The following is an 18,046-nucleotide window of genomic DNA, read 5'->3' as shown; positions in this document are numbered from 1 at the left end:
TATCGACCCTTGATTTGTAAACAATCCCCTGTTTCTAGTGGGTAGCGGGTGATATGTTCCAGAGATATACCACATATATTCTAAAGTTGCCCCAGAATTATTCCACTCTTTTAAAGAGGTGGAACATCTCATTAAAGGAGTGGACACAGAATGGATAAGCATAATATGAACCAGCCATCAAGCACAGGAAACCTCCCTTGTGCCTTGTCTCTTGTCCTTTGAGCCTTCCTATTAAAAGACCAGCCCTTACAAACACAGTTCGTTTTAAAGAAAACTTCTTGTAGAATGTGGTAAACAAAGGCTTTGCATCTCTTTTCATTTCCTATTTTTGAAGGTTCAAGACGACTATTGTGGCAGATCGAATTCAACTCCTTCCTGATAATATTGCAAATCAAATAGCCGCTGGTGAAGTCATTCAACGGCCAGCCAGTGCTGTAAAAGAATTGTTGGAAAACGCTGTAGATGCCGGGGCAACGGAGATCAAGCTATTGGTCAATGATGCAGGAAAGGCATTGATACAAGTGATAGATAATGGCGTGGGCATGAGCGAAACCGATGCCCGCATGTGCTTTGAGCGCCATGCTACTTCCAAAATCCAAAATATCAATGACCTTTTTCATATCCGCACCATGGGCTTTCGGGGTGAGGCACTGGCCTCTATTGCCGCGGTAGCCCAGGTGGAGATGCGCACCAAGCGCGATCAGGACGAGGCAGGCACCTGCATTGAAATAGAGAATAGTGTGGTGGTGAAACAATCGCCTGTGGCTATGGTTACAGGTACCAGCATTGCCATGAAGAACCTGTTCTTTAACGTGCCGGCCCGCCGCAACTTTTTAAAAAGCAACCCAGTGGAGCTACGCCATATTGTGGATGAATTCATCCGCGTAGCACTGGCCTTCCCACATATCTTTTTCTCGCTGACCAATAACGGACAGCAACTGTTTCACTTGGATGCCGGTTCTTTAAAACAACGCATCACCCAGATACTAGGCTCTGGCTACGCTGCCAAGGTGGTACCCGTAAAAGAAGAAACCGACTACCTCAATATTCATGGCTTTATTGGTAAACCCGAAACGGCCAAGAAAACCCGGGGCGATCAGTACTTCTTTGTTAACAACCGCTTTATTAAAAGCCCTTACCTGAATCATGCGGTAATGAGCGCCTACCAGGACATGATCCCGGCAGACAGTTTTCCCATGTACGTGCTGTTCATTGACCTGGACCCTGCACAAGTAGATGTAAACGTGCATCCTACCAAACAGGAGATCAAGTTTGAAGACGAAAAGATCGTGTATGCCTTTGTGCAGGCAGCCGTAAAACATGCGCTGGCGCAATTCAGTATTACGCCTTCGCTGGAGTTTGACCTGGACGCCTCCATACAAGGATTAGACGCTGTTCAAAAACCATTTACAGACGATAACAAAGCGGCAGCACAATCGTCATCCATCTTCCAGGCATTTACTGAAGCCAACCAAGCGCATCGAATTGAACCGTCCAACAGTTCATCTTCCAATTCATCGTTTCGCTCATTGGGTTCGTATATCCGTCCACAAGAGGATGATCTCTTTGAGCAACCAACAATTGCTACGGCATCGTTCCCTTCATTTCCGGCTCCTACCGAAACGCCTACTTCATTTGTTTCACTGGCAGCCCAGCACGGTTTATTTAGTGCACCGGAGGAAGTTAAGCTGACACAGTTGTTCAACACCTATGTGATGGTGCCAAACGCTGATCACTTTTTATTGGTACATCAGCAGGCAGCGCATGAGCGTGTATTGTACGAACGTTTGCTGCAGGCACTGGATCAGCAATCCTTGCCTACCCAACAAAGCCTGTTTCCTGCTACCATTGATGTAACACCTACCGATGCGGTGATTTTGCAAGAGCTCCTTCCCTATTTCCAAAAAATGGGCTATAGCATTGAGCCTTTTGGCAAGACCACTTTTGTCATTCAAGGCACACCTGCCGATATGGAGTCCGGCAATGAAAAGATTGTGATCGAACGCATCCTCGAGCAATACAAACATTTTAGCAGTGAACTAAAACTGTCTAACCGCGAAAAACTTTTGCGTTCCGTAGCATGGCAGCAGGCTGTAAAACCCGGCAAGATATTGACCCAAGTGGAAATGCAGGCACTGGTAAGCGACCTTTTCAATTGTTCTATGCCCAACGCCGCCCCCAATGGCCGCCCTACTTATACAACGTTTAGAAGAGACCAGATCGATAAGCTATTTTGATGCCCGATGTTTTCGCTTACGTTTGTCCAGGAATTGATAACGAATGTACAATTGCAAGGAACTGTTGCGCGCTTGCGTAATAGTTCCGCCAACTACTGGCACCTTTACCAGGTTGCGTAGTGCATAGTTGTAACGTACCCCCACGCCAAATGCTCCTGCTTGATAGCTAACGTCAGACAATAACCGCAACTCAGAGGTATGAAGCTTCTGGAATAGCGTATCATCTTTTATGCGTTCCTGTTTACTGCTTTTGAAAGTAGAATCAGGAAACTGCGAACCGCCCCTTGTTTTCGTTTTCTCATGAAGCACAATTGCATTATTTAAGCGGGAGTACTGTATGCCAGCACCTATATAGAAACGTTTCAATGGGCTGTAATGAATACTTAGAGGCAGGTTGAAATACGTTAGCTTTTTCAGGTACGCCGTATCATTTACATTAAAGAGCCCATCGCTGTAGTTTCGATGTTCCAATTGTACCGGCTGTGTAAACTGTGGTGCATTGAACTGTAGCTCTCCCTGGATAAATAGTTTGTTATTGAAGTGATACCGGGCTTGTGGAACAGGCAAGTAATCAGTGATCTTTCCTGTTAGCCCTTCTGAATTTGGCGTTGTTTCATTGCCTTTGTAAGGCGCCGGCTGCTGACTATTGATGCGCACAAAATGATTAACCCCCACACTAAAGGTCCAGCCCCTTTTGATCAACTCACTTCCTTTGTTTTTCATTGCTTGTAGCACACTGTCCGACAAAACACTGCTACGCAGTTGATCGATGCTATCTTTCAAAATTAGCTGCTGCAAAGGATTAACTGGTTTACGCAAAACTGGTAGCAGGTGAGTGCGCATGGGACTGTTATGCTGCACAGTTGCAGATAGGTTTGCTACTGCTTTGTTTCTGTCTACTTTCACAGCATTTGTTTCTCTATCCTTTCTTTTGTTTGTTAAAATAGCCACATCGTTCCCACCACCATTTATATCACTTCCATTTTGAGCATTCGCTTTTTCCTTATTTTTCTTCACACCAGTGCCAGTATTACCATTTGCCATTTGCGTTTGTGAATCCGCCTTGGTTGTTTTTCTAAAGGCTGAATTACCTCCTGCAGCAGCGGCTGTTTTTTCGCCAAGGCTAACCTCACTGTAATTGATTGGGTAATTATTATTGGCTGAATTGGAGGCTTTAAAAGATGAAGTCTTACTATTGGCAGTGTGTTTTTCCTTTATCGCATCCGCAGCATGTTGTTCTGCCTGTGTAGTACTAACTCCTGAATCTCCCACTACTGTATTAATAGTAAAAGCACCTGGCAACTGACTTCCAGCAGAAGTTACTGCTTTTGAATTGCCTGATGCCTGGAGGAGTGTTGCATCACCTGAACTAGAGGAATCTACAGCTGTAATACTAACGCCGCCACTTTCTGCAGCCTGCTGATGTTGTTTTACTTGCGGTTTAGAAGCCGTGAATAGATAACCGCCCAATAACATCAGCCCAATGCCCAGAAGGAAAACTGGGAATAGGATAAAGAAGAAACGTCGTTTCTTTTCTTTTTCTTCTACAGGCAAGTGTTGGTCCAGCAAACGCTCCATGCCTTGCCAGGAAGCATCAGTATCTGGCATTGACACTTGTTGCAGCTTTTCGGCCCAGGGGTTTATATGTGGTTGTTCGTTGCTCATGAGGCGGCAGCCAAAACTTGTAATTTCTTTTGTAATTGTTTACGGGCTTCATTTACATGCCACTTGCTGGTACCCTCACGCATGTTGAGCATTTCAGCAATCTCTTTATGCGGATATCCTTCTATCACATGCAGGTTAAATACGAGTTGCGTAGCCGGTGGCAGCTGACGAACCAGCAAAAGCAGCTCCTGGGCATCCATCAATTGTAGTGCTCTATTATCTAAGTGCACTTCCTCTGAATGTTCTTCTACGGGACTGAAATAAACTTCTTGTTGTTTACGTAGAAAATCAATGCAGCAATTGGTAATGATCTTATTCATCCAGGTATACAAAGCGCCTTTTGCAGGGTCGTATTGATGTATGTTTTTAAAGATCTTCAAAAAGCCATCATTCAAGAGTTCAATAGCATCTTGCTCATTCTTTGTATAGCGCATGCAGATAGCTCCAAGAGCATGATAGTACTGCCTGTACAGGCGCTCCTGTGCCTTGCGGTCGTTTTGGCGACAACCCGCAACCAGTGTTTGTATGTCTTCTGCAGCTGCTATCAAGTAAAATTTATATTGATCAATATTGCTGCTCGCGTTATAATGAGATCAGCAAGGCTTTTTACAGCAGCAGCAAGATTTACACTTTTCCTTCATTCTCAAGCAGGCTTTGGAATCAACTGTTGTAAATTAAGACCAACTGTATGCTCCTAACATTAAATGCTATGCTACGTAATAATCTTACAGCTAGCTTTTTATCAGTACGCAGCCTTTCTTTATAGAATGGAGCAGCTAGTCATTCTTTGTTTTAAAATACCCGGCACTCATACATGCCGGGTATAATCAACCATTAACGGATAGTTGTCTATGAACAAAGTGATACCCTAATGAAGTGTTGCCAGCTTTGCCTTTAGATCTTCTTCAGTAGTTTCCATAAACTGTAAGGTTACAGAGCCTCCATTCGTTAGGGTAACAGGCGCAAAGGCATAGTAAAGCTTTTTATCTTTTACACAAATGGCTACGACAGTTGCGGGGCCAGCCACTATCTTATCGGCACTGAATCGATCAGCCAACTTGGTAATTCCCATTACCGTATTACGTCCGGTCAGGTGTACATATGTTATCGCCTGTGCTAGGTCGGGACAGTTGCCAGGAAACACGGTATAACTGATTAGCTGTTCGTTAATGAACTTATCAATATTCACCCAACTAACAGTACTGGAAAACATACTGTGTACTAAGGCACCTGCTCCTAAAGTGGTGTCCTGGCGTACCACATCAGCCTGGTTAGTACTTTGTTGCCAGTTGACACTTCCCGTAGCTGTTACTTGCCCTGTAAACACACGCATATTAACCATAGGTGTGTCAGCTTTTGCTTGTACTTGTACTTGCTTGCCAGGCGCTAGTTTTAACTCCTGACTGTTTTGGGTAGCACGGATAAAGAATTGCCCACCAGACTCTAATGGCTTACCATCTGATACAGTCGGCATGTTACTCAAGATCATTTCTTTTGGCTTGAGGATCTCTTTTACTTCAATGGATACGCTCCCTGTAACTGGCTGGTTATTTAACGTAACAAAGGCATTAGGAGGAAAGTTAAATCGTGTGCCTTTAGTACCCTGTACTGATATAAAGTTGGAGCTATTGACGGTGAATGTTTGAGAGGCTGCTTGGCTCTTATTCTGGAAATCTTGTAACGAGGTATATAATTGCCGTTTATTTAAATCTTCGCCTAGGTCGGCCTGGCAGGAAGAGGCAAAAAGTGCTATCACGAAAGATAAAGCTAGTAGTCGCATGTAATCATTTTTTAGAATGTACGTGCGGCTAATCGAGGAGGTTGGGTAGCGGCGAAACTTTTTTTGAGGCAAGTAAACGCACACCCGCCCCCTATAGGGCTGGAACCGTGAAACGTGAGAGGTGAAACGTCAAAGGTGAAACGTCAAAGTGTCAAGCGCATGGAACCAAAAGTAAGCACTCCTTTTACGGGAGTTTTTTGTTATGACTACCCCCAATCCGTTACATGATAAACGCCTTTAATATTTTCCCCTGAATTTCCCCCTTCTACCGTTCTCCCTTAATGGTTCCTTAATAGGAGCTTCCCAGTAAAGCCATAGTAACCTAATGGTAACCTGCTAGTATCTTCCTATAAGCCTGTACCTGTCCTTTGGGTTCACCCGTACCTCACCCGTATCTCAGCCCTACCTGAGCCCTTACCACACCCGTACCACGCCATCCTTGGGCCAGTAGAAATTCAATAAGACATAGTGAAGAAAAGTGTAATAAGAGGGGCTAAATACTACCTAAAAGAGAAGACCATAAAGATACAAAATACCGCTCGGTTATCTCCCTAATCCCGTCATCTACCCAAATCCTGGTTCAGACAGCTTTAATACTTCTCCTGTACACCCATCAGAAAATGCTCTACGGCGCGGCGAACATTGGTTGCCGAACTTTGATGGTTGTTAACTAAAACAGAGAACACCAGTAGCTTATTCTTCTTTGTATACATAAATCCACTCAAGGCTACTACACCTGATAAGGTACCCGTTTTGGCAAACAGTTTTCCATCCAGGTCTTTGTAGTAGTTAACCAATGTGCCATCATTGCCTGTGGGTAAAATCACCTTAATGCGCTCCATTCCAAACTCGTTCTTCATCTTATTCAGAATGGTTACAAAATCCTGAGGTGTAAACAGGTTATAGCGGCTTAAACCAGAACCATCAACCCAGCGGGGCTTTTGTGGCAGGTCTTTGAAATCGGTCTTTAATAAGGTATCAATGATCTTGCTATCCTTCATAACTCCTAACTTCTCGTTGCTAACCATGAGAAGGGATTGCTCGGCAAAGAAGTTATCGCTACGGTGCATCATGGGCCTGAGCAGCGAGTCGGTAGGCTGTGAATGTAAAACGTTAGCGGGACGTTTGGTAGTAGCTATATCCAATTCCACTTTTCGATTCAGTGTATCGGCTAAAAGCGCTTGTATGGTACCGATAGTTGGACGGAAAGGAATCTCTGCACTTTTTGAATTTCCTGCTAAGGCAATAAACCGATTCTCTTCCCATGGCTTTTCTATGGTAAATCCAACAGTTAGCGGCTCTCCAACTTCTATATTGGTAGTAAAATAAGAAGGTGCTACTTGTATTTGTTTATTGTCTTTCAACGATAAGCGCACTGTATTTCCATAAATGGGAAAGTTGCTACGCTGTGCCATATAGGCTTCTTTGAAATCGTTCCAGCTCCAACCGCTACCTATAAATTCATCTTCAAACAATGGCTTTTGAATGGTGATGTTTTGGTATTGCTGTAACAGCTGGTAAGCTGGCTGTATTTTATAATCACTATGCAGAAAGCTGGGGTCGCCCGATGGTTCTATTACAATAGAATTGCCATTGGTGGAATAACGAAAACCCACCAAGCTATCTCCCAAATATTTCATAGCGGCATAACAAGTAGGGATCTTGGTATTGCTGGCCGGTACAAAATATTTATCGCCCTGGTAGTTGTACAAGTATTTATTAGCAGCCGGATCAAAAATAGAAATGCCTACATGTGCTGTTTTCAGCGGCTCGCTTTGCAGTAAACCATTTTCCGCACTGCGACGAATCTGCTGGGTAGGCGAACAGCTATAGAGAACAATTAATGCTGCTAAGGAAAAGAGGTAACGTTTCATGATCCTGTTAATGTATACCAAATGTATCAAAATACATATGGTATACTAACAAAACATTTTCAGAATGTCGTCAATCATTTACACAGCCTTCCGTAACTTACAGCACTATAAATTTTCCTTGCACATGAATTCAATTGTGAAAACTATGGCAGTGGGCTTAGTAGCTACTGCTACATTAGCTTTTGCGCCTCCCGGCGATAAAAAGCCTAAGCAGCCCAAATACATTGATCCGGCGAATATGGACCAGTCGGTAAAACCGGGCGACAACTTTTACCTCTATGCAAATGGTACCTGGTTGAAGAACAACCCTGTTCCTGGCGCTAAAACACGTTGGGGTTCGTTTGATATGCTACGCGAAGAAAGCAGCAAGCGTATGCAAGCTTTATTGGAGACTGCCGCTAAACAAAGCAGCAACCCAAAAATGCAGAAGATCGGTGATTTTTATTCAAGCGGTATGGACACAGTGACCATTGAGCGTCTTGGTTACGACCCTATCAAGCCCGATCTGCAACGCATTGATGCCATCACCGATGTCAATGGCCTGCTGAACGAGATTGCCTACATGCGCACACAAGCAACAGGAAGCCCTTTGTTTGGCTTTTTCCTGTCGCAGGACCGCAAGAATGTTACCGTGTATATCCCACAGCTTTCTCAAGGGGGTACTTCATTGCCTTCCCGCGATTATTATTTAAATAATGATTCACGTAGTACCAGCATTCGCAACACCTATAGTCAACACCTCGCAAAGATGTTTGGCTTGATGGGCGAAGATGCCACTACAGCAAAGCGTCATTCAGATGCTGTAATGCGTATTGAAACGGCATTGGCCAAGGCACAAATGAGCCGTACCGAAATGCGCGATCCTTATAAAACCTATAACAAGTTTTCCGTAAAAGATTTTACAGCTACCACCCCAGCTATTAACTGGACCACCATGCTGAACAACCTGAAGCTAACAGGTGCAGATAGCGTGGTTGTTAATAATCCTGCTTTCTTTAAATCAGTAGACCTGTTGTTAACTGCAGTTCCATTGGAAGACTGGAAAACTTATCTGAAATGGAATGTATTGAGCAGTGCAGCCCCTTACTTAAGCAGTGCTTTTGTTAAGCAAAACTTTGAGCTAACTCAAGTGCTGACGGGACAAAAAGAAATGACACCACGCTGGCAGTTTGTGAGTGGTATCATTGACAACCAATTGGGCGATCAGCTGGGCCAACTATATGTAGAGAAATACTTTAAGCCTGAAGCAAAACAACGTATGCAAGCGTTGGTAAACAACCTGCAGGAAACGTTTGCTGGCCGTATTCAGCGTTTGGATTGGATGAGCGATGAAACCAAACGCCAGGCATTGGAGAAATTAAATACGTTTACCAAAAAGATTGCCTACCCTGACCAGTGGAAAGACTATAGCGCTATTGCTATCAACCACAATGATTTCTTAGGAAATACCAAACGCGCTAGTCAGTGGGCGTATAACGATATGATCAGCCGCTGGGGCCAACCTATTGATAAAAACCGTTGGGGCATGACACCTCCAACGATCAATGCGTATTATAATGCCAGCAACAATGAGATCGTATTCCCTGCTGGTATCCTACAGTTCCCCTTCTTTGATTTTGGTGCTGACGATGCTGTAAACTACGGTGGTATTGGTGCTGTAATTGGTCATGAAATGACACACGGCTTTGATGACAATGGTAGCCAGTATGCCGCTGATGGTAACTTGAAAAACTGGTGGGCTAAAGCAGATGCAGACAAGTTTAAGACGCGTGCTAACGAGGTAGTAGAGCAATACAATGGTTTTACGGTATTAGATACGATCCATGTAAATGGTAAGTTGACCTTGGGTGAGAACCTGGCCGACTTGGGTGGTTTAAGCATTGCTTACGAAGCCTTTACTAAAACCAAGCAATTCAAGGAAGGTAAAAAGATCGATGGCTTTACTCCTGCGCAACGTTTCTTCCTGAACTGGGCACAGGTATGGCGCTCTAACGCATTGCCTGAAACACAAGCACAGTTGATCTTAACTGACTCTCACTCTCCGGGTATGCACCGTGCTAATGGTCCAATTGTAAATATGGATGCATGGTACGAAGCATTTGATGTGAAGCCTGGTGATAAGATGTATAAGGCGAAAGAGAAGAGAACGCATATTTGGTAAAGCCCCCTGTCCCCCTAAAGGGGAGACTTAGGACATAGTTATCTTTTTTACAGGGCAATTCATTCTGGAAAAAGATTTTAAACAAGAAAGCCTCCCAAAGGGAGGCTTTCTTGTTTGTATGTATTCAAGACCCTTATATCGCGTAAGGTTTATCAGACCTAAGTCTCCCCTTTAGGGGGACAGGGGGTATCATCCCTCCCCCATCCACTGCTTAAACAGCGGTGCCATGTCCTGGCTAACAACAATAAAGTGTTTGATATCAGGTAGCGTTAGGTTGACTTGCAGTTTCACACGCTCATACAAGCGATAGCTCTTGATGTAATCAATGTTAACAATATACTGCCGGTTGGCCCGGAAGAAAGTGATCTCGTCTAATTCCGCACTCAACTCGGTGAGCGTTTTATCAATAATGTATTTGTTGCTGCTTTTGTCTACGACATAGACAATGCGTTTATCCAGATAAAAAAGTACAATATCTTCCAGCGGCAGAGGCACTGTTTCAAAGCCCTTTTTCACCAACAACCGTGAACGCCTTCTTGGAGAGTAACTCTGTAAAAGCTTAGCCATGGCTTGTTCATTGGAAGCAGAGAAATGCTTTTGCAGCATTTGATATTTCACCAAGGCTTTTTCCAGCTCCGCCGCGTCGATGGGTTTTAGCAGGTAATCAATGCCATTATGCTCAAAGGCCTCTAACATAAACTGGTCGTAACCAGTAATAAATACAACGGGCGTTTTGATAGGTACCGCTTCAAAGATCCGAAACGACAAGCCATCTGTTAACTGCACATCGCTAAAGATAATATCCGCATTTCCTGCATGGGTTTCAAAGTAGGCAATAGCTTCCTTAACGGTTGGCAATACTGTTACTACTTCAATAGAAAGGTTTACTTGCTTAAATGTGTAGAGCAGGTTCTCCAGCGCCGGCACTTCATCCTCTATGATTATAGCTCTCATCATCTCCTTCTCTCCTTTATGCTACCAAGGGCAGCTTCACTATAAATTCATGCTTGGTTTTTAATACATCAATAGCTTGCTGACAAGCCAGTTGATAGCGGTTATTAAGATTAGACAACCCGATAGAAGTGGATTCAACTGAGTACTGTTTTGGGCGTAACTCATTGCTCACCTGCAAAGCATTGCCGTCGAAAACGACCTTTATCGTTAAAGGCTCCTGGGCCGTTAGTTCATTGTGCTTAATGGCATTTTCAATAGGCACCTGCAGGGCGCAGGGCACAATCATGGCCTGATCTACATCAAGGTTATCTATATTGATAGACAGTGTTAGTTTTTCACCATACCGGATGTTTAATAAGAACACATAATCCTTAATAAAGGCTAACTCTTTTGCAACCGGAATCAAATCCTTATTCTTGGTAGTTAAGAAATACTTATAGACCTGTGCCAGTTTATGGTTGAACAAATGCGCCTTGCTGCTATCAGTATTAATCAAGTGCGATAAAGTGTTCAGTGAGTTGAAAATAAAATGGGGATCCATTTCATATTTCAATGCATTCATTTCTGCCTTATGCCATTTTCGGTCTAACCGCCTTACTACCTGCCGTGTATTTAGTCGTTCATAACTAAGACGTGCCACTTCAAACAGTAGGGTAAAAATCACAGAGAAAATGGTACTCAGGAGTACAGCCAGGCGTATACGGCTCCAGGTGATAGAATGATCGGTTAGATTTAACCACGACACTGTAGCTGTTGCCAGGAATGCACCAACGATCACAGAACTGGATAGGCACAGCAACAGCATTTTTAAAAAAGGGCTGCCGGTAATAGGGTAAAATGCTCGTATACGGGCGTTAAATACCCTGCAAGTAATCCAGCTTATAGCAAAAACAAAGATGAAATAAACGGTTGTAGATACAAGGTATTGCCACCGATCATGGGGATACGAAATAATCCCTGAAAGTAACGGCACACTTACACCCAAAAACACTACAAAAAGGGCTCTTAAAAACGAAATACGGTTCATAAGGTTGTCAACTCCTATCTCTTTCTCTTCAAAAAAAGAACATAGCAGCCGTACACATAAAGGGATTGTGGATAGACGGTATCCTTACCGGAAAAACAGTGTTATTTATATGTCTAACTGGTAAGACTAATTCTGCACATTAAAGTAATAAGGGAGCAGTAGTTTGGGCACACAATCACAATACCTGATTAGCTGTATGCTTTTAGCACCGACAAACTTAAACAAGAAAGCCCTCTTGACAGAGGGCTTTAACGATAGTTTTACTAAAAGGGTTGTCAAATTAATATTCGTCTTCAGCGAATTGCGTACGTGCGTGACCGCTCATTATATACTTAGTTCCCGGGTCATCTGAAAACTCTACTTCCAGGTAGATGCTATCAGTAACATTGCCGGTTTTAGATAGTCCTGCACCAGGAAGCACTTTACCATTTGTAACACTAACTGTTAATGGGAAGTTAGCAGGCTTTGCTGGGTCATAGTAAGTGTTTTGTACATTGGCCGCACCAAAAGTTAGATTACTAAGATCCACCTTTGCTTTGCTTTTAAAGCCATAGCCATGTTTCAGATCATCGATCCAAATTGAATCCTTACTGCTGGCAGTATTATAGGTTGCCATTTTAAAATGGCCCAGTTTATAAATATCATTACCCTCTACCGTCAAGCGCACCCACCATTCGTTGGCCACTTTCTCGGCACCAGTGCCGCCTACTTCCGGCTTCTCCTTTGTGCAAGCTGTAAGTGCGGTTACGGCAACAACTAATATCAATGCTAGTTTTTTCATACTTGTGTTCAGATTATTATTGTTTTACAAAGGTTCTTGACGCTGTACCATAGCCAGGGGCAAGGAATATCCAGGAATAAGTACCCGTTTCAGGAGTATACGTTTCAGAGCCGGTACTTACTTCAATTGGACTACCTGATGGATCAACACCCAGCTGACGAGGGATCTTGATCTTATTCCCTTGGTAGTTTACTACAATTGCTTTTAAACCATAACCAGTAACTGCACCGCCTGGGTTATCTATTTCATAAACACCTGTAGCTTTCTTTCTCCACGTAGTGGTAGTACCAGTTGCTGCACGATTATAGTTACCTGAAAAATCGTTGGCGGCTACACTATTACCAATCACTACTACAGTTCTCCAGTCAGACGCACTATAGCCATCTGCATTTTGAGCAGAATAGGTAAGATTATAAACACCAGGAACGGCGGTATTTACGGTACCGTTTGTTTGATACTGCACAGCAGCACCTTTGATAAGCGCTGTTGCACCGGGTTCTGTATAAGTGGCACCTTCATTTAAAATGATCAGGCGATCACCTTTGATACTGATTTCGGGAAAGTTAGTCACCCGGGAGTGACCAACTTTCTCGTCTGTATTATTGATTTCATCTTTCTTACAGGAAGTAAAGAATACTGCAGAAAGAAGAACTATGGAAAGAATCTGTTTCATCTATTCAATTGTTTTACTAAGGGTTATTTAGCCCACCAAACAGGAGTAGTAATTGGCACTTCTGCTGGAGTATTATTATTACGTTGTCTTTCTACATTAGGGAATACCAAACGCTTTGGTAGTTGGCCGTTTGTAACAGCATTTCTTGAGATCACAAACTCACCCGGCACGTAGGCAGCTTCATCAGAGTAAACGGCACTGGTTTTAGGATAGCCCGTACGGTTCTTTTCAAAGAAACCTTCCAGCGCATGAGAACCAAAGAAAGAGATCCACTTCTGTGTGCTTATCGCCTTGATCTTGTCTTCCAAGCTACCGGCTACTGGATAAGCATACTTACCACCAGGTGCAATAAAAGAAGCACCACTTTGACCTACTTGCGCAAACGCTTTCAACACACCCTGATTATACAAAGCCTGAGCGTCAGCACCACCAAAGTATCTTTCTCTTGCTTCAGCCTGCATAAAGTAAGACTCCGCTTCAGAGATAAAATATACCGGATCGGTAGGACTTTGTTTTACAACGCCGGCACCTTGATAAGTAGCATCAGTACTAGCAAAGTCGCCCTGATTGATACCCGTAGTATTCGTATAGAATGCACTTACACGAGGATCGCCATTAGCTTGCAGATACGTCAGCATAGTTCGGCTAGCTCTAAGGTTAGTGCCCACGTTCAGTTTTCTTACGTTGTACTCATACATAGGGTTACTGTTGTCTGGCGCATCCTGGAAGCTTTTAATAGCTGCATCGGTAGACAGGAATGTAGCACCACTTGCATATAGCGCTTTAATACCCGCTTCTGCTTCTGCAGGCTTTACATTTACCATACGCAAGAACATTTTCAGCTTTTGCGTGTTGGCAAACTGTTCCCATTTTTCCATGTCGCCTTTAAATACCAGATCTGCTGCCTTGTCTTTAGAATCTACCGTACCAGACGTAAAGTCTTTACCTAAAGCTTCATCAATCTCAGCTAACAAACCCTTGTAGATGCTATAACCATCATCAAACTTGGGTTGCAGGTTGGCGTTACCTTGGAAAGCTTCGGTATAAGGCACCTGGTCATATAGATCGACCAATATCTGATACGTATAGGCTTTCATTACGGTAGCCATTAACAAGTATTTCCAGTCAGACTGTTCCTTAGACTTGTTAATCACGAATTGATAATCGTTCAAGGCACCAGAGAACAACTCTGTATAAGCGCCGTTAAAATCGGCACTCTTCAAGTTGTACATATCAATATTCTTGTACTGGTTAGCCGTAGCCGACTGTGTCCAGTACTGTGACCAAAGACCACCTAAGATGGCCATGTCGCCCCCTACTCTACCAGTAGTAGACAATACTGCTGCCGGGAATACCAGGCGAGGCGTACCTTGTTCTACAGGAGGGTTATTGGGATCGGTATTTATATCTAGTTGTTTCTTGCAACCACTGCCGACTAGCATAGCCAGTACAGCAGCGGCAAGAACACCCTTCTTCAGTTTCAACATTCTCGTTCTTTTTTTAGGGGATTAGAAGTTTGCGTTTAAACGAATACCAAATTGTTTCAGTGTAGGACCGGTTCTGAACTCACCAAACTCACCGGAAAGGTCATTTCCGAAGTTGGAAGCTTCAGGATCGATATACACGTTTTCTTTCGGTGTCCACAGCAGGAAGTTGCGGCCATACAATGTCAAGGACAGGTTTTCAGCCTTAATCTTACTGGCTATAGAAGATGGTAGCTTGTAAGACAACGTCACATCTCTCAACTTCAGGAACGACTTATCCAGGATGCGGTAATTGTATGCTAACGCTTTACCATTGCTGGTATAGAAATAATCATCAACGTGTGCCTGATCGATCAATGTTTTATTCTCTACATAAGTCGCTTTACCATCGGCACCTATTACTTCATTCACAGAGTTAGGAATGACAAAAGGCTTGCGATCATTGTAAGTGGTCATGTAGGCATTACCTGTGAATAGGAACAAGTCGGCAGTACCACTATAGAACAAACCACCTTTTCTGTAATCCAAGCCAAAGCCCAGCGAAAAGTTCTTGTAGCTTAAGGTATTGTTCAAGCCCATTGTGTAGTCGCGCTGAGACGAACCGTAAACCGCTTTGTCAGCAGCCACTTCAGGGAAACCGGTTGAAGCGCTTACAATCATACGGCCATCAGAAGTATATCTGGCCACTGGTGCTTCAAACACCCCTACTGGCATACCTGGACGGATATTGAATTCAGCATCGTATGCAGTATTCAAAGAGATCTTATCCAGACCATCTGTTAAATTCTCTACATTGCTTCTGTTGCGTGTGAAGGTATAGGTAGCTGTCCAGTTGAAGTTTCTATTACGGATTGGTGTACCGTCAATAGTCAACTCCACACCCTTGTTTGTTACCGTACCAATATTGCTTACTAGCGCTGTATAACCGCTAGAAGGTGAAATAGGAACGTTCAGGATCTGACCTTCGGTTCTCTTATCATAATAAGCCGCATCAATACCCAAACGGTTCTTGAATAAACGGATTTCAGCACCTGTTTCCAATTCATTAGTAATAACTGGCTTCAGACTCAGGTTACCAATAGTGTTACCAATTTCAAAGCCTGTAACATTATTGAATGGGAAGTTAAGGTTACCAAAACCAAGACCTACACTACCCGGAACCAGTGTTGAATTCACCAGGTACATAGGTGCATCAGAACCTGTTTTACCATAACCCGCACGGAATCTCAACAAGTTGATTGGCGTGCTGGAAAGATCCAAGGTTTTAGAAGCTACCCATGATATGTTGCCACCAGGATAGAAGAAGCTGTTATTATTTATTGGTAATGTAGATGACCAGTCATTACGAGCATTAACAGTCAGGTATAACTGATCTCTGTAGCCCACTATAGCCTGGCTATATACACCCATGGTTCTCTTTCTGCTATTGCCAGCTGAGGCAGTAGGCTTGTTCAACGAGTTGGACAGGTTATAGAAACCAGGAATGGTCAGATCAATTACAGATGCCCTGCTGTATCGGCCAGTCTGTTGGTAATAGTTATAACCGCCAATAGCTTCTAATGAAAAATTATCACTTAGTTGCTTATTAAACTTCAACAGGAAGTCGCCATTGATCAAGCCAGAATAATCATTCCACTGGCTTACACCACCCACATTTGGAGAACGTGTCTGGCCTTCGGTATTACCGCCTGCATTCCAGCTACCAGCCTTAGGCTCGCTGCGCGCTTTCCAGATAAAGGTATTGGCATTGGTAAAGTCACCACCTACACGGGCCTGAGCTGTTAACCAATCTGTGAACTTATAGTTCATATCCACATTACCATAGAAGCGGTCAGACTTCTGTTGGTTTCCATTTTCATATAGAATGAAATAAGGGTTCTCGGAATAAGGTGTAAAGTAGTTGTCTACGTTAAAGAACTTATTCTTGTAATCCCTGAAATCAGCAATTGGAATGTCTGCTGGTATTTGCAGCAACTCCTCGAACATACCACCCGATACGCCAGACTCGCTTTGCGTAGCTACGGCATTTTGTTTTTTGTTTACATAGTTGAAGGAAGTTCCCAGTGTAAACTTGTTGAACTTGCTGTTGGTACGCAAGCTGAACGTATTACGATTCAACGCATCGGCATCGCTGGGCAACACCCCGTTGCTATTTACATTACCATAAGAGAAGTAGAAGTTCGTAATATCATTACCACCTGCTAATGAAATGGTATTGTTCCACTCCTGACCGTAATCATAAAAATCACGGATGTTGTTTTTAGCAGCGGTGTATGGTTTCAATAACTGAGAGTTGTCAACTACAGAACCCCACAATCTTTCTTTACCATCTAAACGTGGACCCCAGCTACCATTTTCCGGCGACCAATACAAACCATCCCATCCCTGTCCAAAGGTAGTCTGGTAATCAGGAACCTTACCTACAGTAGATAAGTTGAAAGAAGATGTAAAGCCTACTTTTAATTTACCGGCGCGACCTCTTTTAGTCGTGATCATGATGGCGCCATTCTTTGCTTGTGAACCATACAGAGAAGCGGCCGCAGTACCTTTCAGTACAGTAATGCTTTCCACATCGTTAGGGTTCAAATCGTTCAAGCCGTTACCAAAATCCACACCGGCAGATGAACTGGAACCTAAACGCGCATCGTTCATAGGCACACCATCAATCACATACAATGGCTGATTACCATCTCCTAACACACCATAACCTCTTAAAACTACTTTGGTAGAAGAACCAGGCTGTCCACCGGTAGTTGAGATATCGGCACCGGCAATTCTACCTTGTAATCCATCTAATACGTTTACTGGAGCGGCACGGTTGATAGCGTCTGAATTAAATGAGCTGGCAGAATAACCAACTTTAGATTTACTTCTTGTTTGTCCTAATGCTGTAACAACTACAGCTTCGATTTCTTTTGCTTGCGCTTGTAATGACACCGAGATGTCGCCACTTGCACCTACCTGCACCTCTTTTCTTTCATGGCCTACATAGGTAAAGACCAAGGTGTTTCCTTGTGCGGCAGAAACACTGAAGTTTCCATTCTGATCTGTTCGACCAGCACTTTGGCCTCCAACCGAAACGGTAACACCGGACAATGGATTACCGTTGGCATCAGTAACCCGTCCTTTAATTACACGTTGTTGAGCCCAAATGCTTGCCGTCATCAGAAAGCTGAAAAGCAAACAGATAAACTTTCTCATACGTTTTTAATAAACTGGATTTTTAAAGTGAACGCACAATTGACACCATTAATTCGAATAATGCCGGGCTGCAATTGCTGTTTTTTCGCGAGGGATGACAAGTAGTACGGGAAGGATGATTTTTGATGCACGAAAGCTAGGAGGTGTAAAGAGTGAAAAGAGGAAAGGAGAATTAGCTGATGATGGTTGACAGGTTGACGAGTTGATAA

General features: G+C 43.4%; 12 protein-coding genes. 2 read left to right on the top strand and 10 right to left on the bottom strand.

All coding sequences use genetic code 11. The features are described 5' to 3' along the window. Positions 1 to 350: 350 nt before the first annotated feature. Positions 351 to 2,237, top strand: coding sequence for a DNA mismatch repair endonuclease MutL (gene mutL, locus SY85_RS17535; RefSeq protein ID WP_066406169.1), 1,887 nt, complete (start codon positions 351 to 353; stop codon positions 2,235 to 2,237). On the opposite strand, the gene SY85_RS17530 is transcribed toward mutL, so the two are convergent. From SY85_RS17530 to SY85_RS17515, 4 genes are all read right to left on the bottom strand, one after another. After that, positions 2,229 to 3,902: a porin family protein gene (locus tag SY85_RS17530; protein WP_066406168.1), complete on the bottom strand. Its 1,674-nt coding sequence runs from the start codon at positions 3,900 to 3,902 to the stop codon at positions 2,229 to 2,231. The genes mutL and SY85_RS17530 overlap by 9 nt on opposite strands. Continuing rightward, positions 3,899 to 4,450 (bottom strand): RNA polymerase sigma factor, encoded by a 552-nt coding sequence (locus SY85_RS17525; protein ID WP_066406167.1) that lies wholly within the window; start codon positions 4,448 to 4,450, stop codon positions 3,899 to 3,901. Before SY85_RS17525 ends, SY85_RS17530 begins: the two co-directional genes overlap by 4 nt. Positions 4,451 to 4,770: 320 nt before the next feature. Continuing rightward, entirely contained in the window at positions 4,771 to 5,682 is a 912-nt protein-coding gene (locus SY85_RS17520; RefSeq protein WP_066406166.1) for a hypothetical protein, read from the bottom strand. Between the two features lie 590 nt (positions 5,683 to 6,272). Continuing rightward, on the bottom strand, positions 6,273 to 7,556 hold the full coding sequence (locus SY85_RS17515) for a D-alanyl-D-alanine carboxypeptidase/D-alanyl-D-alanine-endopeptidase (protein WP_066406165.1): 1,284 nt from the start codon (positions 7,554 to 7,556) through the stop codon (positions 6,273 to 6,275). Positions 7,557 to 7,680: 124 nt separating this feature from the next. Here SY85_RS17515 and SY85_RS17510 point away from each other — a divergent pair, with 124 nt between their 5' ends. Then, positions 7,681 to 9,717 carry a M13 family metallopeptidase gene (locus SY85_RS17510; RefSeq protein WP_066409924.1) on the top strand — a complete coding sequence of 679 codons (2,037 nt, stop codon included), beginning with the start codon at positions 7,681 to 7,683 and terminating at the stop codon, positions 9,715 to 9,717. A 189-nt stretch (positions 9,718 to 9,906) separates the two neighbouring features. Here SY85_RS17510 and SY85_RS17505 read toward each other — a convergent pair whose 3' ends face one another. The 6 genes from SY85_RS17505 to SY85_RS17480 form a co-directional block, all read right to left on the bottom strand. Then, a complete protein-coding gene (locus tag SY85_RS17505) occupies positions 9,907 to 10,674 on the bottom strand; it encodes a LytR/AlgR family response regulator transcription factor (protein ID WP_082886552.1) in 768 nt (255 codons plus the stop codon). A 13-nt stretch (positions 10,675 to 10,687) separates the two neighbouring features. Further along, a complete protein-coding gene (locus SY85_RS17500) occupies positions 10,688 to 11,698 on the bottom strand; it encodes a sensor histidine kinase (RefSeq protein WP_066406163.1) in 1,011 nt (336 codons plus the stop codon). A 280-nt stretch (positions 11,699 to 11,978) separates the two neighbouring features. Continuing rightward, positions 11,979 to 12,479, bottom strand: coding sequence for a lipid-binding protein (locus tag SY85_RS17495; protein ID WP_066406162.1), 501 nt, complete (start codon positions 12,477 to 12,479; stop codon positions 11,979 to 11,981). A 16-nt stretch (positions 12,480 to 12,495) separates the two neighbouring features. Further along, complete coding sequence (locus tag SY85_RS17490) at positions 12,496 to 13,152, bottom strand: immunoglobulin-like domain-containing protein (protein ID WP_066406161.1); 657 nt, start codon at positions 13,150 to 13,152, stop codon at positions 12,496 to 12,498. Positions 13,153 to 13,175: 23 nt separating this feature from the next. Continuing rightward, a complete protein-coding gene (locus tag SY85_RS17485) occupies positions 13,176 to 14,639 on the bottom strand; it encodes a SusD/RagB family nutrient-binding outer membrane lipoprotein (protein WP_066406160.1) in 1,464 nt (487 codons plus the stop codon). A 21-nt stretch (positions 14,640 to 14,660) separates the two neighbouring features. Then, on the bottom strand, positions 14,661 to 17,837 hold the full coding sequence (locus tag SY85_RS17480) for a SusC/RagA family TonB-linked outer membrane protein (RefSeq protein WP_066406159.1): 3,177 nt from the start codon (positions 17,835 to 17,837) through the stop codon (positions 14,661 to 14,663). Between the last annotated feature and the right edge of the window lie 209 nt (positions 17,838 to 18,046).

Origin of the sequence: Flavisolibacter tropicus, assembly GCF_001644645.1 — a bacterium.
Lineage (GTDB): Bacteria > Bacteroidota > Bacteroidia > Chitinophagales > Chitinophagaceae > Flavisolibacter > Flavisolibacter tropicus.
This window is presented reverse-complemented; position numbering and strand designations above follow the sequence as displayed.